The sequence below is a fragment of the Carnobacterium jeotgali MS3 genome, assembly GCF_000745125.1.
GTDB classification, from domain to species: domain Bacteria; phylum Bacillota; class Bacilli; order Lactobacillales; family Carnobacteriaceae; genus Carnobacterium_B; species Carnobacterium_B jeotgali.
The window spans coordinates 316,551-342,863 of sequence record NZ_JQNF01000010.1; the positions used below are offsets into that span (position 1 = coordinate 316,551).

General features: G+C 35.9%; 24 protein-coding genes. 10 read left to right on the plus strand and 14 right to left on the minus strand.

The features are described from left to right. Nucleotides 1-110: 110 nt before the first annotated feature. From BP18_RS09060 to BP18_RS09100, 9 genes are all read right to left on the minus strand, one after another. Nucleotides 111-1,022, minus strand: coding sequence for an ATP-grasp domain-containing protein (locus tag BP18_RS09060; protein WP_029276590.1), 912 nt, complete (start codon nucleotides 1,020-1,022; stop codon nucleotides 111-113). Between the two features lie 37 nt (nucleotides 1,023-1,059). Next, on the minus strand, nucleotides 1,060-2,322 hold the full coding sequence (locus BP18_RS09065; RefSeq protein ID WP_029276592.1) for a dicarboxylate/amino acid:cation symporter: 1,263 nt from the start codon (nucleotides 2,320-2,322) through the stop codon (nucleotides 1,060-1,062). A gap of 436 nt (nucleotides 2,323-2,758) precedes the next feature. Next, the gene (locus BP18_RS09070) at nucleotides 2,759-3,679 is read right to left on the minus strand and encodes a 1-phosphofructokinase family hexose kinase (protein WP_035050599.1); all 921 of its coding nucleotides are present in this window, start codon (nucleotides 3,677-3,679) and stop codon (nucleotides 2,759-2,761) included. Nucleotides 3,680-4,126: 447 nt separating this feature from the next. Next, nucleotides 4,127-4,594, minus strand: a complete 468-nt coding sequence (locus BP18_RS09075; RefSeq protein ID WP_007722907.1) for a hypothetical protein — start codon at nucleotides 4,592-4,594, stop codon at nucleotides 4,127-4,129. Between the two features lie 10 nt (nucleotides 4,595-4,604). Further along, complete coding sequence (locus BP18_RS09080) at nucleotides 4,605-5,375, minus strand: MurR/RpiR family transcriptional regulator (RefSeq protein WP_007722910.1); 771 nt, start codon at nucleotides 5,373-5,375, stop codon at nucleotides 4,605-4,607. 87 nt (nucleotides 5,376-5,462) lie between these two features. After that, a complete protein-coding gene (locus tag BP18_RS09085) occupies nucleotides 5,463-6,806 on the minus strand; it encodes a 6-phospho-alpha-glucosidase (protein ID WP_007722914.1) in 1,344 nt (447 codons plus the stop codon). A 29-nt stretch (nucleotides 6,807-6,835) separates the two neighbouring features. Continuing rightward, complete coding sequence (locus BP18_RS09090; protein WP_007722916.1) at nucleotides 6,836-8,458, minus strand: alpha-glucoside-specific PTS transporter subunit IIBC; 1,623 nt, start codon at nucleotides 8,456-8,458, stop codon at nucleotides 6,836-6,838. A 276-nt stretch (nucleotides 8,459-8,734) separates the two neighbouring features. Next, the gene (locus BP18_RS09095; RefSeq protein WP_029276595.1) at nucleotides 8,735-9,307 is read right to left on the minus strand and encodes a YdhK family protein; all 573 of its coding nucleotides are present in this window, start codon (nucleotides 9,305-9,307) and stop codon (nucleotides 8,735-8,737) included. Between the two features lie 158 nt (nucleotides 9,308-9,465). Further along, nucleotides 9,466-11,505: a copper-translocating P-type ATPase gene (locus BP18_RS09100; RefSeq protein WP_035050601.1), complete on the minus strand. Its 2,040-nt coding sequence runs from the start codon at nucleotides 11,503-11,505 to the stop codon at nucleotides 9,466-9,468. A gap of 357 nt (nucleotides 11,506-11,862) precedes the next feature. Here BP18_RS09100 and BP18_RS09105 point away from each other — a divergent pair, with 357 nt between their 5' ends. The 5 genes from BP18_RS09105 (at nucleotide 11,863) to BP18_RS09125 (ending at nucleotide 17,052) form a co-directional block, all read left to right on the plus strand. Further along, complete coding sequence (locus tag BP18_RS09105) at nucleotides 11,863-12,921, plus strand: phosphate/phosphite/phosphonate ABC transporter substrate-binding protein (RefSeq protein WP_029276597.1); 1,059 nt, start codon at nucleotides 11,863-11,865, stop codon at nucleotides 12,919-12,921. A 105-nt stretch (nucleotides 12,922-13,026) separates the two neighbouring features. After that, entirely contained in the window at nucleotides 13,027-13,812 is a 786-nt protein-coding gene (gene phnC, locus BP18_RS09110; RefSeq protein ID WP_029276599.1) for a phosphonate ABC transporter ATP-binding protein, read from the plus strand. A 14-nt stretch (nucleotides 13,813-13,826) separates the two neighbouring features. Beyond that, nucleotides 13,827-14,648, plus strand: a complete 822-nt coding sequence (gene phnE, locus BP18_RS09115; RefSeq protein WP_007722925.1) for a phosphonate ABC transporter, permease protein PhnE — start codon at nucleotides 13,827-13,829, stop codon at nucleotides 14,646-14,648. A 12-nt stretch (nucleotides 14,649-14,660) separates the two neighbouring features. Next, complete coding sequence (gene phnE, locus BP18_RS09120) at nucleotides 14,661-15,470, plus strand: phosphonate ABC transporter, permease protein PhnE (protein ID WP_007722930.1); 810 nt, start codon at nucleotides 14,661-14,663, stop codon at nucleotides 15,468-15,470. A gap of 28 nt (nucleotides 15,471-15,498) precedes the next feature. Then, nucleotides 15,499-17,052, plus strand: a complete 1,554-nt coding sequence (locus BP18_RS09125) for a bifunctional metallophosphatase/5'-nucleotidase (RefSeq protein ID WP_029276601.1) — start codon at nucleotides 15,499-15,501, stop codon at nucleotides 17,050-17,052. A gap of 60 nt (nucleotides 17,053-17,112) precedes the next feature. On the opposite strand, the gene BP18_RS09130 is transcribed toward BP18_RS09125, so the two are convergent. Next, nucleotides 17,113-18,549, minus strand: coding sequence for an MDR family MFS transporter (locus BP18_RS09130; protein WP_197050078.1), 1,437 nt, complete (start codon nucleotides 18,547-18,549; stop codon nucleotides 17,113-17,115). Nucleotides 18,550-18,749: 200 nt separating this feature from the next. Between BP18_RS09130 and BP18_RS09135 the strand changes: the two genes are divergently transcribed. Then, nucleotides 18,750-19,637, plus strand: coding sequence for a fructose bisphosphate aldolase (locus BP18_RS09135; RefSeq protein ID WP_007722933.1), 888 nt, complete (start codon nucleotides 18,750-18,752; stop codon nucleotides 19,635-19,637). Nucleotides 19,638-19,833: 196 nt separating this feature from the next. Here the strand turns inward: BP18_RS09135 and BP18_RS09140 are convergent, their stop codons facing one another. The 4 genes from BP18_RS09140 to gnd all read right to left on the minus strand — a co-directional run bounded on the left by BP18_RS09140 (nucleotide 19,834) and on the right by gnd (nucleotide 22,533). Further along, nucleotides 19,834-20,760, minus strand: a complete 927-nt coding sequence (locus BP18_RS09140; RefSeq protein WP_007722934.1) for a metallophosphoesterase — start codon at nucleotides 20,758-20,760, stop codon at nucleotides 19,834-19,836. 129 nt (nucleotides 20,761-20,889) lie between these two features. After that, on the minus strand, nucleotides 20,890-21,198 hold the full coding sequence (locus BP18_RS09145) for a hypothetical protein (RefSeq protein ID WP_029276605.1): 309 nt from the start codon (nucleotides 21,196-21,198) through the stop codon (nucleotides 20,890-20,892). A 30-nt stretch (nucleotides 21,199-21,228) separates the two neighbouring features. Beyond that, nucleotides 21,229-21,465: a hypothetical protein gene (locus tag BP18_RS09150; protein WP_029276607.1), complete on the minus strand. Its 237-nt coding sequence runs from the start codon at nucleotides 21,463-21,465 to the stop codon at nucleotides 21,229-21,231. 171 nt (nucleotides 21,466-21,636) lie between these two features. Next, nucleotides 21,637-22,533 (minus strand): phosphogluconate dehydrogenase (NAD(+)-dependent, decarboxylating), encoded by an 897-nt coding sequence (gene gnd / locus BP18_RS09155; RefSeq protein WP_029276609.1) that lies wholly within the window; start codon nucleotides 22,531-22,533, stop codon nucleotides 21,637-21,639. 131 nt (nucleotides 22,534-22,664) lie between these two features. On the opposite strand from gnd, the gene BP18_RS09160 reads away from it, so the two are divergent. The 4 genes from BP18_RS09160 (at nucleotide 22,665) to BP18_RS09175 (ending at nucleotide 26,306) form a co-directional block, all read left to right on the plus strand. Next, nucleotides 22,665-23,513, plus strand: coding sequence for a MurR/RpiR family transcriptional regulator (locus BP18_RS09160; RefSeq protein WP_029276611.1), 849 nt, complete (start codon nucleotides 22,665-22,667; stop codon nucleotides 23,511-23,513). Between the two features lie 98 nt (nucleotides 23,514-23,611). Then, nucleotides 23,612-24,103 (plus strand): general stress protein, encoded by a 492-nt coding sequence (locus BP18_RS09165; protein ID WP_029276613.1) that lies wholly within the window; start codon nucleotides 23,612-23,614, stop codon nucleotides 24,101-24,103. Nucleotides 24,104-24,258: 155 nt separating this feature from the next. Further along, complete coding sequence (locus BP18_RS09170; RefSeq protein WP_029276615.1) at nucleotides 24,259-25,056, plus strand: SDR family NAD(P)-dependent oxidoreductase; 798 nt, start codon at nucleotides 24,259-24,261, stop codon at nucleotides 25,054-25,056. Between the two features lie 23 nt (nucleotides 25,057-25,079). Next, nucleotides 25,080-26,306, plus strand: a complete 1,227-nt coding sequence (locus BP18_RS09175) for an NAD(P)/FAD-dependent oxidoreductase (RefSeq protein ID WP_081835452.1) — start codon at nucleotides 25,080-25,082, stop codon at nucleotides 26,304-26,306. Nucleotides 26,307-26,313 lie beyond the last annotated feature (7 nt).

The following is a 26,313-nucleotide window of genomic DNA, read 5'->3' on the forward strand; positions in this document are numbered from 1 at the left end:
TAGTAACAAATTAAGCCGATTTTTGACACAAAAGTGCTTTTTAATGACTAAAAATCAGCCTCAAGTTGTAGTTGTTTTCTGTGTTTAAAAAGGTCATTCTCTTTTAGTGTTTAGCTTTTTTCAAGTTCCGATTTTAAGAATTTTGCCAATTCTAACACCGCATATTTTTCAGCCATTTTTTCAGCATCTGCATTATAATTGGTATTTGTATTTACATCATATGCATACGCTACTCCATTAGCATCAAAAATAAATTCAACAGCCGCAACATCATTTTTTTGTTCTTTTAAAAACTGTTCATACAGCTTAATTTGGTCAATCGGTAGGGAATCAATAATCGTGAATTTGTTGTTTGCGGGTACTTCGCCAATCTGGCAGCTATCTGCTGGGCACAACTCAAATCCATCACTTGAATCAACTTTCACCGCATAAAAGAACTTCCCGCCAATAAATTCAGAGCGGACAATCGTTCCATCAGCTGGCTTAATGTATTCTTGAATTAAGCTGATCCCATCAATTGAATCTTCAAATTCTGGTCCATAAACATACGTTTTTAATTCTTCAATAGTATTTAGTAACCGGACACCTAATCCTTTGCCTGCACGGTTGTGTTTGATAATAAAAGGAAATGTATTTAGTTTTTCAGCCGCTTTAAGAATATGCTCTTTACCAACTGCTCCATAGGTCTCAGGAGTTTGAATACCTTGTTTTTGTAAGGCTAAATGCTGTTTTAGTTTGCTTACTTCTAATTCAATGGCTTTTGTCCCATTAAACACAGTAGCATTATGGCTTTCTAACCACGTCAAAAGATTATCTGTTAACTCAGGTGCATAACGGTGTCCACGAGTATGAGATGAAGCACTCATACGATTATAAAAAATTCCTTCCGGCGGTTCTTCTTGAATATCAATCAATCCATCAGATAAGTCCCATAATTCATAAGGTGCATTAATTTCGTCTAATCGCGCTGTCAAATGTCTCGTCCAATCATTGTTTTCATGAATAATATAAATTTTCTTCATTTTATTCTCTCCTCATATCCATTTTAAGTTGCGTTGTTTATTTGCTTACTTCAGCTACTTCTTTTTTGTAGTCTGCTTGTTTATCATATCCAAATGCGTCTTCTGACTGAGCAATAAGAACGGGGGCTAATGCATTCCCTACCACGTTGACGGCAGAACGGCCCATATTGATAAAGAAATCGACTGAAACCATCAAGGCTACTCCCTCAGCAGGTAAACCAAGTTGTGTCGCTGCCGCCAATAATACAACTACCGCTCCTGAAGGGACTGTTGCGATTCCTTTAGTAACGATTGTTAAAAATAAAACCAACGCAACGATTTCGCCAAATCCTAGTGTTACATCATACATATTAACAATAAACATGGTCGCTAAGCTAATGTAAACACATGCTCCACCCAAATTAAACGAATAGCCTAATGGTGTTACAAAAGCAGAAACAGAGGGTGATACACCGAATTTTTTTAAGCGATCAATGAGAGAAGGCAAAACAACGCTTGAACTTCCTGTCGTAAATACAACTACAATCAAATCACTCACTTCTCTCAGCAAGGCAAAGTAAGGTACATGGAAAATCCACGCAATAAGAGGAAAAACAATTAAAACAACAAGCATAAATGCTGCATAGGTAAACAAAACAAATTGCCCTAAAGAAAATAAATTCCCAATCCCATATGCAGCGATGTCATATGCCAAAAATCCAAACACCCCAATTGGAGCAAATAAAATCGCATAATCTACCATCTTAAACATGGCTTGAGACCACGATTCAAAAAAAGAAATAACCGGTTGCCCTTTTTCACCGATAGACACTAAAGCCAACCCAAGAAAGATACCAAAAAAGATGATTGGCAATAGATTTCCATCTGCAAAAGCTTGAAAGATATTACTCGGTACAATACTCAAGAAAAAGCTTTGAAAATCTATTCCACTTGCAATGCCATCCAGCGATTCAGTAGAAATAGCCCCTGTTTGAAAGTTACTGCCAATTCCAGTCCACTTTCCAGCCAAAATACTCAGAATAATCAATCCTGTGGTAACCGTAAAGAAATAGATAAACGATTTACCTGCTACTTTTCCAAAAGTTTTTGCATCACTAATATTAACTATCGCTAAAATAATGACCGGAAAAATAAGCGGTACAATGATCATTTGAATCAAGTTCATAAAAATCGTGCCGAGTATTTCTAATTGAAATCCTAGTGTTTTACTGAAATAACCGACCAGTATACCCGCCAATCCTCCAATAACAACTTGTAACATGAGACTTGGTTTTTTTATTCGTTCACTATTGGCTAACATTTTTCATTTTCCTCCTAATTGATTAATTAATTTGCACAAAAAAAGTGCATGAGCGATAGACACTCATGCACAGTTGATTCATCTTTAGACTAAATTACGAGAGTCCTGTACCTAAAAAAACAGACTATTTCTCTTGTAATCGATTATAGAGCTACCCTTTATATGTTTAGACAGAAAGAAGCTCTAAGAAAAGATGTTGACTGATAACATGAGTGGTTCATACAACATGGACAACACAACATGTTTAAACAGTTCATCTTTTTCATCCTAGCTTCCTCCTTTTAATTTGTTTTTTTATTTCTTTAGTGGTGAGCGCTCACCTCTTAAAGTGAATTCATTGTAACAATGTGAAAAATGAATGTCAACCGTTTACTTTGGACCAGCTTTTCGTTGACTACATTCAGTAGACCATTTTTTGGAGCTTTAAACCTTCTTGCTACACTTTTTCTACTATTACCTTTTTTTGCAAGTTTTGAGCGTCTTTTACACTAAATGATGTACTGTCAATGTGCTGAACTTTGCTCGCTGAACACGCGGTAGCAAACGTTAGAGAGTCTACAAAACTTTTTTTCTGCGTTAAACTGGCTAAAAAAGAACCTACAAAACAATCCCCGGCTCCTGTATCATTTTTAACAACGATAGTCGGAGGACTAATTTGGTAAAACTCGTTTCCATGTCCACATAAACTGCCTGAACCACCTTGCGAAACGATGACGTAATCAATCGTTTTTGTTAATTCTTTTACAGTATCCAACAACGATTGCCCATGATTGGCAAGTTCTAGTATTTCAAATCGATTCGGTTTAATGAAATTCACACCTGCTTTTACGGCAGCTTTTAATGCTTCACCCGAGAGATCACACGCAATAAAACAGCCTATTTTATTTAGTAAAGTTATTAGCTGTTCTAAATCCTTAATCTCAAACCCTGGAGGCATGGAACCTGCAATCAATACAGTGTCCTCAGGTTTTACTTTTTCTTCAATTTTATCTACTAACAACGATTTATCGTAACTTGAAACTTCGTATCCTCTTTCAGTGATAAGAATGCTGCCGCTAACGCCTTTTTCTACTATTACATAACTTTCTCTAGTTGGTTTACCGTAAACATCCACTAGGTCATGGTTAATATTTTTTTGTTCCAATATTTTTTCTAGTTGCCTTTTATTTGTTGTTCCACAAAAACCTAATGCTTGATTTTCTACTTCTAATTTACTCATAGCATAAGAACCATGATGCCCTTTACCGCCTAAGTCATAAGCAACGCTCTCCAAGCGGTTGTTTTTCTCTTTAGTCAATACTTCTTCAAGGTATAACAACCGGTCGATAGTTGGGTTTAATGTAATGGTATAAATCATTTAATATCCTCCTCTTTTTGAAGCTGATAACTTATTACGAGACTTATTATAACACTTAATTAAATCGTTTACATATTCAATCCTTTTTATGGTCTTCTCCAAGCAAAGCAACATACTCTTATCCTCGTTTTTGTACCGTGCATGATACAGTGAGTCCCATTTCCTGCTCCACTTTAACGTGCAACTAGCTTGGACGATACAGTGAAGTCCTTTTCATCTCTCACTGTATCGTCCAGAACCATTGCATGATACAGTGAGACTCATTTTGCGCTTCACTTGTTCATGCAACCAACGGACGTTAGTTGTCATAAAAAGAAACAAAGGAATCGCTATTAGTCGAAAATGCGCCCGAGCAGTTGTCTAAACCCAAAAAAGTTCATTGCATTTTGCAATGAACTTTTTTGGGTATGTTACTAACTTAACTCCAGTCTCCTTGTTCTTTGAATGCTAAATCAAGGTTAACCGAATAAAAGCAAAACAAACGAATGCCGACAATACTGCTAAAAAGCCGCTAATACTAAAAAGGATAACCGCTAAGTGAGGAGTTGTTCCTTCTTCAGCAGCTTTCAGCTCCACATTTTGCTTCATCGTCATAATACCTAAAATAATGGCCATAATATTTCCAGTCAATACATTGCTGCAGATAAAAATAAGCATGGTTCCTCGCCAAACTTTCTGACTAATCTGATTTTGTGCAGCTGATAAAATAACAAACCAAAATAGTGACAGCAATGCCATTAACAACATTACAGGGTTCATAGGTTGACTCGTCAAGTAAACTGAGAAAGCTTCTCCACTTAAATTAGCATTCACAGCAAAGTACACAAAAAAGATAACCGGTGCTAAAATCAAATAACTACGTAGAAAGAAAAATGGCTCAAACTTACTTTGCAAACTAGCTAAACTTTGTTTCATCTTAGTGTTCCTACCTTTCATCTTTATTTTGTTGATAATAATCAAAATAGGCTCTAAATAAAGAATCAGTGACTTGAAAAAGCGGTAAAAACGAAAAAATATCTTCTCCATTCAATGGGATTGATGTTGCTTGAAAATAAAGATTATGGGTCGCCATAGACGCTAATTTGTTGTTTCTTAAATTAGTGATCGACAAAATCGGAACCCCTTTCAATTTAAGCATATTCATCTCGTCTTTAGCTTCTTGGATATCGCCGCTTAATGATAAAACAATCAACAAATCATCTTCTGTGATTGTTGATGCTACAGCCATTTGCAATTCTCTTTGAGCAGAAAGAAGAATAAAAAACTTTTCTAACGGTACAAAATTGCGTCTGAAATCAGACAAAACATCTCTTTGACCCCAACCTGTTCCATAACAAAAAATACGTTTAGCACCATGAATTTCTTTTAAAATCGGCGTTAATTCGGTTTGATTGAATAACTTTGAAGTTGCCTGACTATCCAAACTTTGCATTGAGCTGAAATTCACTTGTGTCTCATTCCTTTGCACTTGTTCGGAATCATTTTTCAAACTGTATTTAAACTCACTAAATCCTGAAAAGCCTAATTTTTTTGCCAATCTTACAATGGATGATTTCGAAGTATGAGTTTTTTGACCCAATTCAACAATCGGCATCGTTTGACACTCATTTTTATGCTTCATAATATAAGATATGATTTGTAAATCGTTTTCATTTAGTTCATGGTAGTGTTGATTAACAAGTACTTCTAAGTCCAACTAAATCTCTCCCTACTATTAACAATGTACAAAAAAATGGAGTCGGTTATCTCTCCATTTTTTTGTATACATTATTATAGCATATGATTATTTTAATTCAGGCCAGAAGTCTTTGTTAGCTACAATTAAGTCATCTAGTATTTGTCGAGCTACACGAGCATTCGGCACAACCTTAGAGACAGTTAGTGCTTGCCATAATTTTTGGTAAGACTTTTCTTCCCATGCTTCAACGACTAATTTTTCAACGGCTACTTGTTGTTCCATCAATCCTTTTTGGAAACGAGGGATTTCTCCTTGATTGATCATTTCAGGACCATTCGAACCAACAATACAAGGAATTTCTACCATAGCTGTTGGATCAAAGTTAACAATTGCACCATTATTTGGTACGATTAGTAACATTCTTTCACGGGTGTTGTATGCAATTGCTCTAGCTAAATCAACGATATAAGAAGCATGATCATCAGTAACTAATTTTGCATCTTCAGCTGTTTTAATATTTGCAATACGATTACATTCAGAGAATACTTGTTTTTCACGGTGATCCATCACTTCATTTGCACGAGTGTATTCAGGATTAGCTTTTTCAGCTTCATCTTGTGAGAACAAGTAGTACTTCAAGTACGTATTTGGTAAAGTATTCGGATCCAAAGCAAACGTTTCTTTTGCTTTGCCGTAAGTATGCATCCAGCTTGGTTCAATGTCTTCACCTGGAACACCTTCTAATTCTCCTGGAGTAACATAACCATGTTCTGCAACGTGTTTTTTGATCGCTGGCATCAAATCATTGCCGTCTTTATCGCGAATATCGGTCCACCAACCAAAGTGATTTAAGCCATAATAACGAACCGTAATTTCTTTACGGCTCTTCAACCCTAAAATTTCAGCCATACGGTGTTCAATTCCAACGGGCATATCACAAATATTAATGATTTTGCTGTTGGGTCTTAATTTTCGAGTCGCTTCTGCAACGATTGCTGCTGGATTCGAATAATTCAGCATCCACGCATCTGGTGAGTATTTTTCCATGTAATCAATCAGTTCTAATACTCCTCCAATTGAACGCATGCCATAAGAGATTCCGCCTGGTCCACATGTTTCTTGACCAATCACGCCATATTTCAAAGGAATTTTTTCATCTTGTTCACGCATCGCGTATTTTCCTACACGAATATGCGCCATTACAAAATCAATATCTGTAAAAGCTGTTTCTGGGTCAGTAGTAGCTAAAAACTCAATTTGAGGAGCACGTTCTTTCAAAACGATCTCTACAGCATCTGCGATTTGTTTTTGTCTTTCTTCATCATTATCATAAAACTTGATTTGGCGAATCGGGAATATTTCCAAGTTTTCTAACAACATCATAATGATTCCTGGTGTAAATGTGCTTCCGCCACCTGCTACTAAAATAGATTGTTTTTTTAAAGTCATCTTTATCTACTCCTTTATATTTCCTATTTTTAAACGCTTGGTTCTGTTTGACTATCAGTATCTACTACGATTGGATCTCTTTTCATTTCATCTTCAAAAGCGTCTCTTACTTGGGGAACATCTAATCCAACAATCACTTGGAACGCTTTACCTTTACGAACAACTCCATGAGCGCCTGCTGCTTTAAAGAAGCCATCTTCTTTAACAAGGTTTTCGTCTTTAACGGATACTCTTAATCTCGTAGCACAATTAGTTACATCGGCAATATTAGCTGTACCGCCAAGTCCTACTAAATAGTGAGCTGCACTATTTGCATAAGCACCGCCTGCTGGAGCTGTTTTTCCATTTGCCTGTCTTTCACGGTAGTCTTTTTTAGAATACATCTTAACTTCTTCTTCTAATTCTCTACCTGGTGTTTTAATATCAAACTTTAAGATAACAAAACGGAAGACAAAGAAGTAAATAACACTGAATGCTAGTCCTGTTCCAATCAACGTTAAGACTGTCCCAAGATGATTGATTGACATGGGAATGATGAATTGTGTCACCATTGTAATCAATCCGCTACCTACATCGCCCACAACACCAAAGGCATAAACAGTTGCTCCCAAAGTTGCTGCTAAAGCCGCATGAATTAAGAACAATTGTGGTGCAATAAATAAGAAAGTAAATTCAAATGGTTCAGTGATTCCTGCAAGTACAGCTGTTAAAGCTGTTGGGATTAATAAAGCCAATGTTTTTTTCTTTTTAGCAGAATCCGCTGTTGCGTAAAATGCTGCTGCTATCCCAAGAGGAGCAAAGATTTTCGAAACATTGTGCAATCCGAATCCACCAGCTGGGAATAGTTCTTTAAGTGGAACAGTTGAGGAAGCAAAATCGCTTAAATTATTCAGCCAATAAGCTGTAATCCCACCTTCAACAACTGCTGGACCATAAATGAATGGTTGATAAATGAAATGATGCATTCCAGTTGGGATCAATAATCGTTCCAAGAATACGTATAACCAGACACCTAGTGTTCCTGATGAGGCTAAGAAACCTTGCATTGAACTAATTAATCCTTGAATAATAGGCCAGCCCCACGCTGTTAAAAAGGCTAAAGGAAGCATGAGGAAAAATCCTATCATAACCACTAACGAAGACCCTTGGAAAATACCTAAGAAATCTGGTAATTTAGTTTCAAAGAAGCGGTTATGTAACCAGACAACAATTGCAGCAACTAGAATGGCACCAATTAAATTGGTATCTAATGTTTTAATTCCAGCAATCATTTTTATTCCGCTGTTTCCGCCGGCTTCTTGAGTGAAGTCTACGCCAAATGTTGGCCCCATCAAATCAAGAATTTTTCCAACAAAGTTGTTAAATGTCATATAAACTACGACAGATTCCAAAGCTGCTCTTCCACTAGCTTTTTTAGCTAATCCAAGAGGTAAACCAATAACAAATAGTAACTCCATTTGATTGAATACAGTCCAACCACCGGATTCAACAATTGACCAAAAGTTTGCCCACATCGTACCCGAATTTGCGATACTTCCTACAATCAGTGTGTTTTGAAGCATAATAGCAATAGCTAATATAATACCTGAGAAGGCAAATAATAACACTGGAGTAAACATCGCGCCACCAAATCGCTGTAATTTTTGCATCATGTTCTTTTCATCTCCTTATCATTTTTATGAAATCGCTTCCATAAACAAACTATAGCATTTGGTTTTTTTAGGTTCAATACTCAACCCGTTAAAAAACTCAGCGTTCCTTAATGGGTATTTTTTCCATTTCCCGGGAAATTTCCCACCCAAAATTGGGATTGCGACAGTCACTTATTTCAAAAGTATCACTCAAAAAAGAGCTTTAAATCAAAGATGAATCATCTCGATTTAAAGCTCTTTTTCTAATTTTAGTTGAAAAATCAACTTTTCAACTGTTTAGTCTTCAGAAAGTTCTTTTTCTGTTACCCATTTGTGATTTTTAACTGTATCGCCACCTGTTGTAGGTTCATAATCAATCATATAAATGGTTGTTGTCTCTGAAGCTTCAATCGTTGCCGGCGCATCGTCCATTCCTTCCATATGATCCGCTTTTAATGTTACTTCATTACCATTTGCGATCACTTCATCTTGAGCCTCTTCAATTTCTTCTTGTGTGACCCATTTATGATTTTCAACTCTTTCTGAACCAGTCGTTGGTTGATAGGAAACTTCGTATACAGTTGTATTAAAAGCCCCTACAATCGTAGCTTCAGCACCTTTCATTCCTTCCATGTGGTCAGCTTGAATGACCACTGTACTACCTACTTCATATTTTGGATCTTCAGCTTTCTCAAGATCCGCTGGTATTTCACCAGAATCGTTATGCATCATACCCTCCATGTTCATGCTTGTTGAACTGCTTGATTCTGAAGAAGCCGTATCGGTTTCTTCATTTCCAGTTCCACATGCTGCTAAGGTTAACGCTGTAGCTAAAGTTGCAACCGTTAAATAAATTTTTCTGTTCTTCATTCATTTCCCATCCTTTCAAGTTTCAATCTATCTTACTTGTTGTTACTATGATTTTTTAATCGAAAATTGCTTTCTATTAGTTAAGTTTAAGGCGAATAGGAGTTGAAAACAATTATTCCATCTTTTCCTAGACTAATGAGGTTTAATTGCATCTTTTCTTAATCAACTTTCATCATTTGAGCATTGATTGCTACAATAATGGTACTTAAAGACATCACAACTGCTCCAATTGCCGGGGTAATTAAAATGCCTTGATTAATCAAAACACCTGCAGCTAGTGGAATAGCAATGACATTGTATCCGGCTGCCCATATAAAGTTTTCAATCGTTTTTTTGTAACTAGCTTTAGATAATTTAATGATAGCCAATACATCTGCTGGATTACTGTTCACTAAAACAATATCAGCTGTTTCAAGAGCTACATCTGTACCTGCTCCAATCGCAATTCCAACATCAGATTCTGCTAACGCTGGAGCATCATTGATTCCGTCTCCAATCATGGCAACTCTTTTACCATCTTTTTTCAATTCAGACACATACTTAGACTTATCATGAGGAAGAACTTCAGCAATTACTTTTGAGAGTCCTAATTTTCCGCCTACGTAATTGGCTACTCGTTTGTTGTCTCCGGTTATCATAATTGTTTCAATACCTAAATCGTTCAATTCTTTGATCACTTTATAAGAGGATTCTCTAATGATATCGGCTAATGCAATCATCCCTTGTAATTCGTAATTTTTCAAAACAAATACTACTGTTTTTCCTTGTTGAGCCAACATTTCATATTCTTTTTCATCAAAAGAGACTTGATTATTCTTCATTGCTCCCGGGCTGATAATTGAAATTTCGGCACCATTGACAGTAGCCATCAACCCTTTACCTGCTAAGTTACGGTAATTTTTCACATCATCGATTTCTAAGTTCTGTTCTTTTCCTTCTTTAACAATGCCTTTAGCAATAGGATGATCCGATTGTGTTTCAACAGAATAAGCCAAGGTCAGTAACTCTAATTTGCTTACACCATTAGCAGGTTGAATATCGGTTACACCAAAATTACCTTCTGTTAAGGTACCCGTTTTATCAAAAACAATTTTATCTATTTTATGTGCTCCTTCAAAAGCAATACGATTGCGAATCAATAACCCTTTACTAGCTGCAATTGAAGTAGATCTTGAAGTAACTAAAGGACCTGCTAATCCTAATGCATGTGGACAAGCAATGATCAATACGGTTACCATCCGTTCTAATGCAAAATCAAAATCGCCTGTGACTGACCAATAAACAATTGTCAGTAGTCCTACAACAACGGCTACATAAAAAAGCCATTTTGCCGCAATATCAGCAAATCCTTGAGCTTTAGATTTTGTTGTTTCAGCGTCTCTAACCAATTGAATAACTTGAGCAAGATAAGTGTCGTTCCCAACTTTATTGACCTTGATTTTTAATACCCCTTCCCCATTCACTGATGCACCGATAGCATCCATTCCAGGATTTTTTTCTATTGGCACAGATTCTCCAGTCAACATAGATTCATCTACAGTCGATGTACCTTCGTAAATGGTGCCATCTAAAGGAATTTTTTCACCCGACTTAACAAGAATCCTATCACCAGGTTTTAAATTTTCAATTGTAACTTCTATAATATTCCCAGATTCATCAATTTTATGTGCTTCTTTTGGCATTAATTTTATTAACGCTTCTAAAGCTTTTGAAGCTCCCATCACTGATCTCATTTCGATCCAATGGCCTAGAAGCATAATGACAATTAAAGTAGCAAGTTCAAAGAAAAAATCACTACCAGAGATAAAAAAAGTGGTCAATGTACTATAAACATATGCTGTAATAATGGCTAACGAGATAAGCATCATCATTGCTGGTGTGCGTGATTTCAGTTCACCCCATGCTCCAGTCAAGAAAGGTTTCCCTCCGTAGAAAAAAAGAACCGTTGAAAGAACAAACAAAAGGAGGTCATCTCCCAAAAAATTAATCTCATATCCAAAAAGCATTTGCACCATTGGAGATAATAGGGAAATAGGAATTGCTAAAATCAAGGAAACCCAAAATCTTTTTTTAAAATCTTTTATCATCATTGCGTGATGTCCTGCATGTCCACCAGCATGATTCATACTGCTATGATCCATTTTGCTGTGATTTTTGTTATTGTGGTCCATCTTATTATGATCTTGATGCTTATCCATGTTATCCTCTCCTTTTCATTTTTCGTTTACGTTTGTAATCGTTCTGTTTCTTAACTATATACTCTTGCTACAAAGTTGTCAAGAATATCACTCGTATACTACAATCATTAAATAATCATTTACACAAATAATATAAAAAATCCATTTTAAATTAACGTTCGTATTTTATACTAACTTCAACGGCAAATCACTATTTCAAATTCAAATGACTGATATCTTTTAATAAAATAGTGTAATAACCGAACGTTTCTATTTTATATATTTTAAAAAAAGGCTATCTTTTAAATAACACGAATGATACAATGTTAAATGTGTTAAATGTTTGTAAAAACAAAAATCATAGGGGGATTCAATTACATGCACAAGAAGTTTGGTAAGTACATAGGCGCAGCTTTACTAGCGGGACTATTGGTTGGATGTGGAAATGAAGCAGCTAGTAGCGAAACATCGGCTTCAAATACAGATGGAACAATCAAAATAGATACACTTTCAGTTGGATTTGTTCCTTCACGAGATCCTGAAGAAATCGTTACTGCAACAGAGCCGCTAAAAGATTTGCTAATCGACGAAATGTCTACTTTAGGTTATGACATTGGCAAAGTTGATATCACTGTTGGAACAAACTATGAGGCTGTTGGGGAATCTCTTTCGGCTGGAACGTTAGATGTTGGATTTATCCCAGGTGGCACATATGTACTATACGATGACGGTGCTGAGGTAATTTTAACTTCTACTAGAGCCGGATTAAGCATTGATTCTGATAATCCAGCTGACTGGAATGAAAATGCTCCTACTGAACCAACGGATGAACAAGTTACCTCTTACCGTTCATTGATTATCGCAGGCCCTTCTAAAAAAGGACAAGAATTAGCTGCTAAAATCAACAGTGGCGAGGAATTGACTTTTGAAGATATGAACAGTGCTTCTTGGAGTGTAATGTCTTCCTCTTCTTCCGCCGGTTACATTTACCCAACATTATGGTTAAATGAACACTTTAAAAAATCAATTACAGACTTAGACAAAGTCGTTCAAGCTGATTCATATGGAAGTTCATTTGCCCGTCTTGCTTCTGAACAAGTTGACCTTTTGGTTACCTTTGCTGATGGCAGAAGAGATTACGAAGATACGTGGACTTCAGAATATGGTAGAACCGAAAGCATTTGGGATGAAACAGCTGTAGTAGGCGTGACTCCTGGCATTTATAATGATACGATCAGTGTCAGCAAAAACTCTGAGAAAATAAATCAAGAGTTGAAAACTGCTTTACAAGAAGCCTTTATTAACATCTCTAAGACGGACGAAGGTAAAGAAGTAATTTCCGTTTATAGTCATGAAGGTTACCAAGTAACGAAAGATGCTGATTATGATGATGAAAGAGCCGCTCAAAAAATCGTCCAAGATTTAGGCATTCAATAATCCCTATTAGCTTTATTAACTTAAAATAAACCAAATAAGACTGTGAAAAGAGTATGCGATGCTGCTTTTTCATAGTTTTATTTTTGGAAAGGACTAATGACAACTGTGATCGAATTTATTGATGTAAATAAAACGTACCCAAATGGAGTAACAGCTTTAAGCAATGTAAACTTAAAAATTGAACAAGGAGAATTTGTAGCGATTATCGGATTATCCGGCGCTGGTAAATCAACTCTTATTCGTTGCGTCAACCGGATGCATGACATCAATAGCGGCAAATTAATCGTTAATACTATCGATGTCAGCGCCTTAAGAGGTAAAGAAATTCGACAATACCGTCGAAAAGTTGGTATGATCTTCCAATCATTTAATTTAGTGACTAGAACAACCGTCTTAAATAATGTCTTGCTGTCATCTGTTCCTGAATTGCCTTATTGGAGAAAAGTCTTGGGGGTTTTTCCTAAAGAAACTAAAATCACTGCTTTGACTGCTTTAGATAAAGTCGGCATTTTAGATAAAGCTTACATGCGTGTTGACCAACTTTCAGGGGGTCAACAACAACGCGTGGCTTTAGCTCGGACTCTTGCCCAATCACCAGAAATTATTTTAGCCGATGAACCTGTTGCATCATTAGACCCTGTGACCGCTAAACAAGTAATGGATGATTTTAAAAAAATAAATAAAGAGACAAATATGTCGATTCTTTTGAATATTCACCATGTTGAATTAGCTTTGGAATATGCAGATCGAGTTATTGGAATCCGACAAGGACAAGTGGTTTATGATGGTAAAGCAAGTGAAGTTACCCAGTCTGTTTTAGATAGCATTTATGGTGATGTCCAATCTCAAGATGAGTTAACCATACACCCCACTCTACAACCACAATCTTAGGAGGATCTTAAAAAATGATGATTTATGATAAATTATTTCCACCTAAAAAAATTATACTGGCTAATAATAAAGTCGTTGAAGAAAAAAGAAGCAAAACACCATTTATCTTTATTTTGATTATAATCGGCTTTGTTATTTCGGTAAATGTAACGGGTTTTAGCTTCAGTATTCTTTTAAATCGTTGGCAAGAATTTTTTGTTATTTTAAAAGAGATGATTCCACCGAACATCGATTATTTGCCTAATATATGGAAACCATTGTTGGATACCATCAAGATGTCCTTAGTGGGTTCGTTGCTTGGCTCGTTAGTCGCCGTAATTTTTGCTATTTTAGCTTCCTCCAATATCATCAAAAGTAAATTTACAGCAGGTATTTTCAAATTTATTTTGAGTGTTTTGAGAACATTGCCTACTCTAGTCACCGCTTTGATTGCTACTTTTGTTTTTGGATTAGGTACCATGGCTGGAACGATTGCCATTTTTTTATTCACTTTATCTTACATTGGAAAGTTACTGTACGAACAAATTGAAACCATTAATATGGGTTCTTTTGAAGCGCTAGAATCTATGGGCTTAACTAGACTTCAGTCTTTTCGCCACGCTATCGTTCCAGAAATTTTACCAACGTATCTTTCAACTTCTTTATTTTGTTTCGAGGGAAATGTTCGCTACGCTTCTATACTAGGCTATGTTGGAGCTGGCGGACTTGGTTTGCTTTTAAATGAAAGACTTGGCTGGCGTGATTATTCTAGCGTAGGCATGATCCTAGTGATTTTGGCTATTACTGTTTTTATTATTGAACGAATCAGTGAATATTTTAGAAAGAAATTACAATAAGGAGTGTAGCCAATGTCTGAAATGATTGAAAATCAATTTGAAAATGAACCAAAAAAAGGTTTTTACTGGATAAGTATTGCTACTATCTTACTGGTAGCTTTTATTTGGTCCGTTTCTTCTATTGAAGTACAAAGTTTGAATGAAAGTGGGTTAACCATCGCATCAAATATTTTTAGGGGTCTTATGAATCCAGACCTCGAATTATTATTCGGCTTAACTACTGGTGGTGTGCTTTATTTGTTATTTGAAACCATTTGTATTGCTTTTTTAGGTACTATATTCGGAGCAATTTTGGCTATCCCGATTGCCTTTCTTATGGCTCCAAGTGTAGTACCAGCACCCATTGCTTACATTGTTCGCTTAGTTGTCATTGTTATCCGTACTGTTCCTGCTTTAGTCTACGGTCTGATGTTTATCCGCGTGACTGGTCCAGGGCCATTTGCCGGTGTATTGACGATGTCTATTACATCTATCGGTATGGTCTCAAAATTATATGTAGATATTATCGAAGATTTAGATATTAGTATTTTAGAGTCATTGACTTCAATGGGGTGCACGACCTTTGAGAAAATTCGCTTTGGGATTATTCCTCAGCTTTTTTCTAATTTCTTATCCATTACCATTTATCGTTTTGATATGAACTTACGTGATGCTACCATACTGGGGTTGGTTGGCGCTGGAGGAATTGGCGCACCTTTAATTTTTGCGATGAATTCCTATCGTTGGAACGAAGTAGGTTCTATTCTCGTTGGTTTGATTGTTCTTATCTTGCTAGTAGAGTTCTTCTCTAATAAAATGAGAGCAAGACTGGTTAAAGGTTAACGAAAGTATTTTAAAAGGAGTTTTACAAATGAACTTAACAATCTTATCAACAAGCGATATTCATGGGTATGTTTACCCCACCGATTATAAACAAAGGCAACAAGACTTGCCATTTGGATTGTTAAAAGTTGCCTCACTTATCAAAAAAATTAAAGCAAAAAATACCGATCCGGTACTAGTGATTGATAATGGAGACTTTTTACAAGGTTCCCCTTTTACCTACTACACTGCTAAGCAAATACAGCAACCTTCACCTTACACTTCTATCCTAAATGATGTTGGATTTGATGTCGGAGTAATAGGAAATCACGAATTCAATTACGGAAAAGACTATTTAAATAAAGCAGTGGATACGCTCAACTACCCCATTTTGTGTTCTAATATTTTAAATATTAAAGAACAGCCTGCATTTGGACAAGCTTACGAGCTTTTTCAATTTAATGACCTTACTGTAGCCGTACTTGGATTAACTACCCAATACATTCCAAATTGGGAACAACCAACTTCTATTAATGGATTGTCTTTTCAATCAGCTGTTGCTTGTGCAAAAGAATATGTCCCTAAATTACGAGAATTGGCTGACGTTGTCATCGTAAGTTACCATGGTGGTTTCGAAAAAGACTTAGAAACTGGAGAACCAACTGAAGTTTTAACTGGTGAAAATGAAGGTTACGAACTTTTAAAAAATATTCCTGGGATAGATGTTTTACTGACTGGACACCAGCATCGAGAAATTGCCACTGTAGCGTCTTCTGTGGCCATTATTCAACCTGGTGAAAAGGGTCATCATCTTGGACAAGTTCGCTTAACTCTTGAAAAACAGGACGGAAAAGCAACTATACTTTCTAAAGAGGCTAAGTTAATTTCTGTTGCGGATACGCCTATCGACCCTACTCTGGACAAAAACCATCATGCTTTTCAAGCAGAAATTGAAGATTGGCTAGATCAAAATATTGGCACAATCGACGGCAACATGTGGATAGAAGACCCTTTTCAAGTTCGCTTAACCGGTCACCCTTATATTGATTTCATCCATAAAGTTCAAATGGAGGCTACTGGAACAACGATATCTGGTACTGCCCTTTTTACAAATCACAGCAAAGGTTTTGGACCGACTGTAACTATGCGTGATATTGTCACCAATTATATTTACCCCAATACTCTTGCAGTAGTACGTGTAACTGGTGAAGATTTACGACAAGCGCTAGAAAAATCTGCCAACTATTTCAGTTTATCGGCAGATGAACAACTTGAGATTAGTCCTGCTTTTCTGTACCCAAAAGCTCAGCAATACAATTACGATATGTATGCGGGGATTGAGTATACAATTGATATTTCGCTTCCGCTTGGTGAACGCATTCGCCTATTCACTTACAATGGAAAAGCCATTCAAGCGAATGATGAATTAGAGGTCGTCATCAATCAGTATCGAGCAGTCGGCGGCGGAAATTACGATATGTTTAGCGCTGATAAAATTATTAAAGAAGTCACCGTTGATATGACTGAACTTATTGCAGATTATTTTAAAAACCACTCAAATATCCAACCTGAAACATTTGCTAATTTTAAAGTCATCTACTAAATTAGGTTCCATAAAAAAAAGCTCAAAGCCATTAATATAATGGTTTCGAGCTTTTTGTCTTTAATGATTTTCTGCTAATTTCGCTTTAGGTAAATAAGGATTTTCTTTAATAAATAACGTCATAATAAAGGCTACCAATGAGAATACTCCCACTAATTTGAAGACTGTTTGAAATCCTGCTAAATCAGCTAACTCAGATGGCAAGTGTTGTGATACACCATTTTGAGAAACAACCGTCATCACAACTACAAATAATGCTGTTCCCATTGATCCAGCTAATTGTCGTTGAGTATTAAACATTGCGGATGCATGTGAAGCAAGCTCTAGTGGAACCGCGTTGAAAGCTGCTGTTTGGATTGGCATTAAGGTTAATGCAAAACCTAATGACCGAACCACTTGAAGTAGAACAATGTAAACTATTGGCGTGTTTAAATCAATTAGTCCTATGATAAACGTTCCAATTGTTACCAAAGTTAATCCACTCATAGCTAATCTTTTTGATCCGTATTTATCAAACATTCTACCAGTAATTGGGCTCATAACAGCCATTACAATTGCTCCTGGTAACAAAGTCATTCCCGATTCCATCGGTGTCATTTCACGTATATTTTGCAAATAGATGGGCAATAGCATAATAGCACCATACATTCCAGCCGTTAATACGAAAGAAATAATAAGATTTAAACGGTAACCTCTGTATTTAAAAATACCGAAATTCAATAGCGGTTCTTTTGAATGATTAGAACGGTTAACCAATAGAACTAAAGAAGCGATTCCCACAACTATAGGCAAGGCTACGTTAACACTTATAAAATCATGTGAAGAGGCATTGCTAAGACCAAAGAGTAATCCACCAAAACCTAATGTAGAATAAATAACACTTATTAAATCTAGTTTAGGATGACCTGTTTTCCCAACATTCTTCAAAACAAAAATGGCCACTACAACATCTAACAGTGCAAATGGTAAGATAAAGTAAAACAACATATTCCAATGGTAATTTTGTACTACCCAGCCGGAAAAAGTAGGTCCAATTGCTGGAGCGAAGTTCATCGCTAAACCAATTAAGCCCATTGCTGATCCTCTTTTTTCAATTGGGAAAATATACAATACAACAATCATTTGCAACGGCAAAATAATCCCTGCTCCTACCGCTTGGATCATACGCCCAGCAATCAGTACTCCATAGACACTAGAAGTAGCTGCCACAAATGTACCAATTGAGAAAACAATCATTGAAAAGAGATACAACTGACGGGTGGTAAATCGATTTACCAGATAGGCTGTAATAGGTACCATGATACCATTAATCAGCATATAAGCTGTTGTTAACCATTGCCCTTGAGTTGCTGTAATTGAAAATTCTCTCATAATACTTGGTAAAGCCGTGCTCATTAGTGTTTGATTTAATATGGTCACAAAAGACCCCATTAAAATAACTCCTAAAATAGATATAACTTGTGCAAATGACATATTTTGGTTTTCTTCTTGAATCATGTTTTTTTCCCCTTTATTCAATTTTTATAACCTATTCTTTTTCCTCTATATAAATTCTCAAAGGAAAAGTACTCGATAATAGCTTATTTTTTCAATATAATTTATGAAGTGCTATACTTATTAACGAAAGGTTCATTACCCTTCATTGGGTTGAGCTTTCCTATTTACTGTTCTTAAAACTAATCTAAGGAGCTGAAATTATGCAAAAAGAACAACTTGAACGAATGAAAAATGGACAAGGTTTTATTGCAGCATTAGACCAAAGTGGCGGGAGCACACCAACAGCTTTACAGCTTTATGGTATCGCCTCAGATACGTATTCTGGTGAAGAAGAAATGTATGACCTCGTTCATGAAATGAGAACACGTCTTATGACTTCTCCTGCTTTTAGTTCTGATTCAATTTTAGGTGCTATCTTATTCGAACAAACAATGGATCGCAAAGTAGAAGACCTTTATACAGCTGATTATTTGTGGGAAAAGAAAGGTATTGTTCCTTTCTTGAAGATTGACAAAGGATTAGCAGAAGAAACTAACGGTGTTCAATTGATGAAACCTAATCCAGACTTAGATGAATTATTAAAACGAGCAAATGAACGCCATATTTTTGGAACAAAAATGCGCTCATTGATTAAAGAAGCAAATCCTGAAGCTATAAAAAAAGTTGTTGACCAACAATTTGAAGTTGGAAAACAAATTATTGCAGCCGGGCTTGTTCCAATTATTGAACCAGAAGTGGATATTAATAGTACCGATAAGGAGAAGTCCGAATCTCTCTTAAAAGATGAAATCTTGACTCAGCTAGACGCCTTAAGCGAATCAGATAACGTCATGTTAAAACTATCAATCCCAACGATTGATAATTTTTATAAAGAATTGATCGATCATCCTAGAGTTATAAGAGTAGTCGCTCTTTCTGGTGGTTATACCCGTGAAAAAGCTAATGAAGCTTTAACACATAACCACGGACTAATCGCTAGTTTTTCAAGAGCTTTATCCGAGGGATTAAGTGTTAGTCAATCAGACGAGGATTTTAATGCTTTATTAAAAGAATCTATCAAACAAATCTATGATGCTTCAATCGCTTAACATTAAGTGGTCTGAGACAATATAATAAACACAACGTATGAGAAAGGAAGACCCTTCTGCCTTATACGTTGTGTTTCATTTTGCCAGTATACTCCTATTTTCAGAAAAAATCAAAAAAACTTTATTTTCTTATTGACTTTTCCTGTTTTCATCTAACTAAACGTTTTCATTATCATTTCTTGAGGTATAATTTGTTTCATAAAACATCATTATCTCTGTTCCATCCTTCCAACCGCATATCAAATTCTTCGATTGGTTCTGGTCCTCGCATAGTATCTTTTTCAATCGTCAAAACACCTTTTTTACTCACTTTAGTTTCCCAACGTACTAATCGGACTTGACCTTCAGTTATTTCAATTCCTGTAATAATTGTAGGATAAACACAGCAACCTGTGTTGAAATAGGGAAGCTCTTTGTTTTTTGGGTACTTAAATCGATGAGTATGACCACAGATAAGCATGACTTTATTTTTTTGAATCCATTTATTGAAGTTTTTTTCAATTCTATGTCTTTTGGTGACATTTTTTACCGGACTTGACGGGTTTCGAATACCAAATCCATGAAGAAAACGCCAAAAGAATTTTAAGGATAACATCGTAAAAAAGGCGAACTGGTCATTTGGAGCATCGCCTTGATGTCCGTGTACCGTTAGAATTTCTTGTCCTGTTTTTTTGTATCTCAGCACAAGTGCCTCAATAGGTTGCAGACCTTTTAAAAAATCAAAAAACTCTTCTGTGTATTCATCGTAATTTGTATAGTAATTCTCTTCAACAAATTTAGGATTTTTTAACGCAATATCATGGTTGCCGTATAATTTTATTAAGCGATTATCATCGAAAAATTTTTTAATTATATCAAATACTTCATTATGGGCATTTTTTGTATACGTAAAATCTGAATACTCTAATAGTTCATCTCCATCGCCTGCTTCTACATAAGTATACCCATGTTTATAGTAATATTTTAAAGCATGCAGAAAAATATTGCGGTTCCTTGTAAACTCATCTGAGATATTCCCATTTCCGCGATGACTATCACTAAAAAATATATATTTAGAATTCTCATCGAATTCTTCTACTCTAGCCTTTTTGTATGCTTCTGTTAACCGTTTGTCTGTGAACATTTTTTTCACCCCATAATCAGTTGGCACTTTTTTGCATAAGCAACTGAATTGTTATCTTTGTTAACAGTATACTTTATCTGGTCTAGTAAAAAAAATAATTGCTTTCACACTTCTGAAACTGCTCCATAATTATATAATTTCTTCAAAAAAATTTGGTTGTTGTGCTTTTAGTTCGCCCGTTTTTATGTACGTTGTAAAATCATTCGCTTCAAATGCATCGCCTGCTTCTAAGAGAAAAAAATGTAAAAAATAAGGATACTGTTTTCCTTTAGCTAAAATATGGTTTTCATCTTGATAAGAGTACCACCACAATTCATAAAACCTTCCACTAATTTGCACATCATTTTCTAGCAATGTGAAATGATCACAACCTTTCCTTTCCAATAAATCAGCTGCTTCTATCGGTCTTTTACACATACCTTCTTTTAAAATTTTCATCATACTCACCTTATTTCTCAAATATAACTTTTACATTATATAGTATTTTTGCACTACAAATTGATTTCGTTTGTTTCTCTTGCCAAATAGAACAATTGTTTTTCCTTCGGTGACAAGATATAGAAAATTTAATGCATTTGACTTAATCAGACAGTTTTCCTTATATGCCTCGTTAACGGTTAATGTAAACCGTATCAAAGGAGCTTCTTCTAATTTCAAAACTTTAATTTTTTCTACTGAACCTTTTAAACACATTCCTTTTTCCATATTAATCACCTCATTTCACTTAAATTATACGAACATACGTTCCATTAGTCAACTATAAGTATGATTTTTTTGCTCTTAATTTATAATGTAACACTCTGTCTAACCATTTTATCTCCACAAAAAAAAGAATTCCTATCTCAAAATCTGAAATAGGAATTCTTTTTGATTCGTTTATTTCTTTGTGACCTCATGGCCGCCGAATTCATTTCTAAGTGCAGCAACAACTTTTCCAGTAAATGTATCTTCTTCTAAAGAACGATACCGCATCATTAAAGATAGTGCTATTACAGGCGTAGGAACTTTTGCATCCAAAGCTGCTTCTACTGTCCATTTCCCTTCACCTGAAGATTGCATAATTCCTTTTATCTCATCAAGGTGAGCGTCTTTTTGGAAGGCACTTTCTGCCAGTTCCATTAACCAGCTTCTGATAACTGATCCATTATTCCAGACTTTTGACACATCTGCCAAATCATAGTCAAATTCACTTTTTTCGACCACTTCAAAACCTTCAGCCATGGCTTGCATCATGCCATATTCTATCCCGTTGTGTATCATTTTCAAATAATGACCGCTACCGGATTTTCCAGTATACAGATACCCGTCTTCTACACAGATTCCTTTTAATATTGGTTCAATTACTGCAAATGCTTCTGAGTTTCCGCCAACCATTAAACAAGCACCTGCATTTGCACCGCTCGTACCACCCGATGTTCCCATGTCTAAGAAATGAATCCCTTTTGTTGCAGCTACTTCTGCATGTCGCATAGAATCTTTGTAGTGTGAGTTTCCTCCATCAATGATGATATCATTTGCTCCTAATAACTCATGAACTTCGCTTAAAACATTTTCCAATGGATCTCCCGCTGGAACCATAATCCAAATAATTTTAGTTTCTTTAAGGCTAGCAACTAACTCTTTTAGATCATTCACTGTTTCGATTCCATTTGCATCCGCTTGTTTTCGAGCTGTTTCAAAGCTGTCATATCCTATAACATGATGCCCGTTCTTTTGTAAGTTCAAGGCTAAATTGTATCCCATTTTTCCTAAACCAACTAATCCAATTTCCAATTTCTCCACTCCTTATGTATTTATAACTTTAGTATATGAAACATTTTTTCTTTTTGCAACTATTAAAAAAAATATTTTTCTTTCAAGAATGTATGATATACTAAAATAAACTCTTTTAAGTAGGTGAAAATATGAAGACTCAAAATATCAACTTGAAAATCAAATCAATTTATAGAGACTTAAGCAGCAAAGAAAAAATGATTGCAGATTTTATTCTTTTACATCCCGAAAAAGTTATGCATGGAACCATCAGCAATATTTCAGATATCATCCAAGTTGCAGATGCTACTTTCTTTCGCTTTTGTAAGCGCTTAGGGTATGATGGGTTTCAAGATTTCAAAATTGCTTTAGCTTCAGAAAAAGTAGATAGCTCTTTATCTATTCATGAGAATATTTCTAAAGAAGACAATGAACTACTGATGGCACAAAAAGTTTTCGACTCCAATATCAAGTCATTAAACGATACAAAAAAATTATTGGATGAACAAGAGTTGATTAAAGCTGTCCAGTTCTTGACTGGTGCTCAAACAGTCGGTTTCTTTGGCGTCGGCGGCTCTAGCATCATTGCAATGGATGCTTACCATAAATTTTTACGTACCCCATTAAATTCTATGTATATGCAAGATTCTCATATCCAAATGATGCAGGCTTCTCGCTTAACTGAAAATGATTGCGCTATTATTATTTCTCATTCTGGTATCACCAAAGATACTATTCAATTGGCTGAAATTATTAAAGAAAAAAACGCAAAGATAATCATCATTACGAGCTATTCACTTTCTCCTTTAGCAAAGTTTGCAGATGCCTTATTGTTATCAACAGCTGAAGAAACGGACTACCGATCTGAGGCCTTAACATCTCGCATCACACAACTAAGTTTGATTGATGCTTTATTTGTCAGTGTTATGTTCAAAACAGGTGATTTTGCAACCCATTCACTTGAAGAAGTCCGAAAAGTAATTTCTCAGACTAAATTGTGATTGCCCTTTTTCAAACCCTTTCTTTTGCTTACAATTCTTATGTCTTCTATAATAAAGATGAATCAAGCAAAAGAAATCTTAGGGAGGAATAGAATATTATGAAATTTGTAAAAGGAAGTTACCTCACGTTAGAAGAAGCAAGAACAGCTGTTGATGAAGTTGTGGCTGAAGGCTATGATAGAACATTGATCACACTTGTCACCAACAGAGAAACTGCTGATATTTTGCCTACTGATTTAAATGTTGGTGTTTCAACAGATCATTCTGAAAAGCATGGACAAGATGACGAGTCTTTCATGGATAAAGTGAAACATATCTTTTCTGCCGATGATAATGAAGATGTCAATTCAACTGACGAAGGATACGAAGCTGATGAATCAGTTTTACGCGATTTTAAAGATGACATAACTAACGGTTCCATTGTTGTTCTAGTAGATGATTTTGGTGTTGAACCTGGTGCAAAAGACTTTGACAACAGCACCCCATCAGGAAAAATGGAAACCAACGCTACTCCTCTTCCTTCTGATACTTTGGATACAACAGATACACTAGACACAATAGATAAAACTGATCCCATTAACAGACAATAAAACAGTATAGACTATCAAAATTCACTATTCAGAATAAATAAAAAAGAGCATCAATATGGAAATTTCCCTATTGGTGTTCTTTGTTAATTATTAATCCCACTAAAATTAATATGATGAAACACATATTATACTACCATTTATAAGGAGGAATAAGCATGGATTTAGGCATTTCAGGAAAAATCGCATTAGTTACTGGAGCAGATTCGGGTATTGGTTGGGAGACCGCACGTGTTCTTTTAGAAGAAGGAGCTACAGTCGTCCTTACCGATAAAAACCCAGAAAAATTAACTCAAGCTGCTGAAAAAATAGGCTATAAAGATAAAGTCTTTCACTATCCAGCAGATATTACCAGTATAAATGATTTGAAAATGATTCATCAAAAAATTGCTAAAGAAGTCGGAAAAATCGATATTTTAGTTCAGTCCGCAGGCATTACCGGTGCACAAGGACTTTTTCACGAATTAGATGATGCAGGATGGACAAATACAATCGAAGTAGATTTGCTTGGTCCTGTTCGTTTGGTAAACGAATTTTTACCTGATTTAAGAACAGGTGGCTGGGGCAGAATCGTCTTTATCGCTTCTGAAGATGCTGTACAACCTTATGATGACGAGATCCCTTATTGTTGTGCAAAGGCCGGTATTCTTGCATTGTCAAAAGGACTTTCGAGAACCTATGCCCGTGAAGGATTGCTAGTCAATTCCGTCTCACCTGCCTTTATTGAAACACCAATGACGGATGCGATGATGGAAAAAAGAGCTGAAGAATTGAACGTTTCAAAAGAGGAAGCTATCCAATCATTTTTAGATAAAAAAAGGCCTTATCTTGAATTGAAACGCCGTGGTCAAGCAGAAGAGGTAGCTGCAGTAATTGCTTTTCTTTGCTCAGATAAAGCTTCTTTTGTGAATGGTTCGAATTACCGCGTAGATGCAGGTTCCGTTGCGACAATTTAATAACCAAAAGGGAGTGCGATATAATGACAGATTATATGAACGAAAAATTAAATCCTCAAGTTATGGCTTGCAATTATGATTATCTGATTATCGGCGGAGGAATGGCTGCAGATACGGCTGCTAGAGGTATTCGTGAACAAGATTCATTTGGCAGCATCGGCATTCTTTCTGCTGATAGCGATGAACCTTATACACGTCCGGCTTTAACTAAAAAATTATGGACGGACAGTACCTTTACAGAAGATCAAGTCGCTCTCAATACGACAAAAGAAACGAAAAATACTACACTTAAATTAAAAACGACTGTAACAGCTATCGAGCGAGAAGATCATAGAGTCTTGTTGGAAGATGGCACATCTATCGGGTATAAAAAATTGCTGCTCGTTACCGGCGGAGAACCAAAAAGAATTGACGGCCCAGAAGACGAAAAAGTAATTGCCTTTAGAGAATGGTCTGATTATAGACGCTTACGTAATTTTTCAGGAAACAACCAACATGTCGTTATTGTAGGTGGCGGTTATATTGGCGCAGAATTAGCTGCTGGACTGGTTCAAAACAACACTAAAGTTACCCTTATTTATCCAGATAAAATTTTAGGTAGCAGCCAATTCCCTAGTGAACTTGCTAAAGAATATGAAGCATCTTTCCGAGAAGCTGGCGTAGAACTTTTAAACGGCAGGCGTGCAGAGTCTTATACAAAAGAGGATGAAAAATTCACTCTTCTTCTAGACGATGGGTCTACAGTAGAAGCGGATGCAATTGTTATCGGCTTAGGAGTATCGCCTCGTATTTCATTAGCTGAACAAAGCGGTCTTAAAATAGAAGATGGTGTATATGTTGATGAATACTTACGTACAAAAGATCCCGATATTTGGGCTGCTGGTGATATTGCCTTTTATCCGGATAAAATTTTAGGCAGAACACGGATAGAACATGTGGATCATGCCAGAAAATCTGGTAAAGCAGCAGGTAAAGCAATGGCTGGATCAGGTGAGGCTTATACGTATACTCCCTACTTTTATTCTGTCGTCTTTTCTATTTCATGGAAGGCGATGGGTACATTAGATTCTTCATTAACTACACTCATCGATGATGTAGATGGCGGAAAAGTTGTTTACTATTTAGATGATAATCTTCCAGTAGGTATTTTAACTTGGAATATCGAGCCAGATTTAGATACTCTTCGATCTATCCTAAGTGATCCTCCGATTGACCCTCAAACATTAAGAGGCATGATTCGTTCTAACTAAAATTAAT

Bases quoted from the DNA above. Each gene is read 5' to 3' on its own strand.
- BP18_RS09095 (WP_029276595.1), bottom strand. From the start codon at position 9,307: ATGAAGAACAGAAAAATTTATTTAACGGTTGCAACTTTAGCTACAGCG.
- BP18_RS09175 (WP_081835452.1), top strand. From the start codon at position 25,080: ATGACAGATTATATGAACGAAAAATTAAATCCTCAAGTTATGGCTTGC.
- BP18_RS09135 (WP_007722933.1), top strand. From the start codon at position 18,750: ATGCAAAAAGAACAACTTGAACGAATGAAAAATGGACAAGGTTTTATT.
- BP18_RS09075 (WP_007722907.1), bottom strand. From the start codon at position 4,594: ATGAAACAAAGTTTAGCTAGTTTGCAAAGTAAGTTTGAGCCATTTTTC.
- BP18_RS09070 (WP_035050599.1), bottom strand. From the start codon at position 3,679: ATGATTTATACCATTACATTAAACCCAACTATCGACCGGTTGTTATAC.
- BP18_RS09165 (WP_029276613.1), top strand. From the start codon at position 23,612: ATGAAATTTGTAAAAGGAAGTTACCTCACGTTAGAAGAAGCAAGAACA.
- BP18_RS09060 (WP_029276590.1), bottom strand. From the start codon at position 1,022: ATGAAGAAAATTTATATTATTCATGAAAACAATGATTGGACGAGACAT.
- BP18_RS09160 (WP_029276611.1), top strand. From the start codon at position 22,665: ATGAAGACTCAAAATATCAACTTGAAAATCAAATCAATTTATAGAGAC.
- BP18_RS09125 (WP_029276601.1), top strand. From the start codon at position 15,499: ATGAACTTAACAATCTTATCAACAAGCGATATTCATGGGTATGTTTAC.
- phnE (WP_007722930.1), top strand. From the start codon at position 14,661: ATGTCTGAAATGATTGAAAATCAATTTGAAAATGAACCAAAAAAAGGT.
- BP18_RS09140 (WP_007722934.1), bottom strand. From the start codon at position 20,760: ATGTTCACAGACAAACGGTTAACAGAAGCATACAAAAAGGCTAGAGTA.
- BP18_RS09090 (WP_007722916.1), bottom strand. From the start codon at position 8,458: ATGATGCAAAAATTACAGCGATTTGGTGGCGCGATGTTTACTCCAGTG.
- BP18_RS09170 (WP_029276615.1), top strand. From the start codon at position 24,259: ATGGATTTAGGCATTTCAGGAAAAATCGCATTAGTTACTGGAGCAGAT.
- phnE (WP_007722925.1), top strand. From the start codon at position 13,827: ATGATGATTTATGATAAATTATTTCCACCTAAAAAAATTATACTGGCT.
- BP18_RS09105 (WP_029276597.1), top strand. From the start codon at position 11,863: ATGCACAAGAAGTTTGGTAAGTACATAGGCGCAGCTTTACTAGCGGGA.
- BP18_RS09130 (WP_197050078.1), bottom strand. From the start codon at position 18,549: ATGATTCAAGAAGAAAACCAAAATATGTCATTTGCACAAGTTATATCT.
- BP18_RS09100 (WP_035050601.1), bottom strand. From the start codon at position 11,505: ATGGATAAGCATCAAGATCATAATAAGATGGACCACAATAACAAAAAT.
- BP18_RS09150 (WP_029276607.1), bottom strand. From the start codon at position 21,465: ATGGAAAAAGGAATGTGTTTAAAAGGTTCAGTAGAAAAAATTAAAGTT.
- BP18_RS09145 (WP_029276605.1), bottom strand. From the start codon at position 21,198: ATGAAAATTTTAAAAGAAGGTATGTGTAAAAGACCGATAGAAGCAGCT.
- BP18_RS09065 (WP_029276592.1), bottom strand. From the start codon at position 2,322: ATGTTAGCCAATAGTGAACGAATAAAAAAACCAAGTCTCATGTTACAA.
- BP18_RS09085 (WP_007722914.1), bottom strand. From the start codon at position 6,806: ATGACTTTAAAAAAACAATCTATTTTAGTAGCAGGTGGCGGAAGCACA.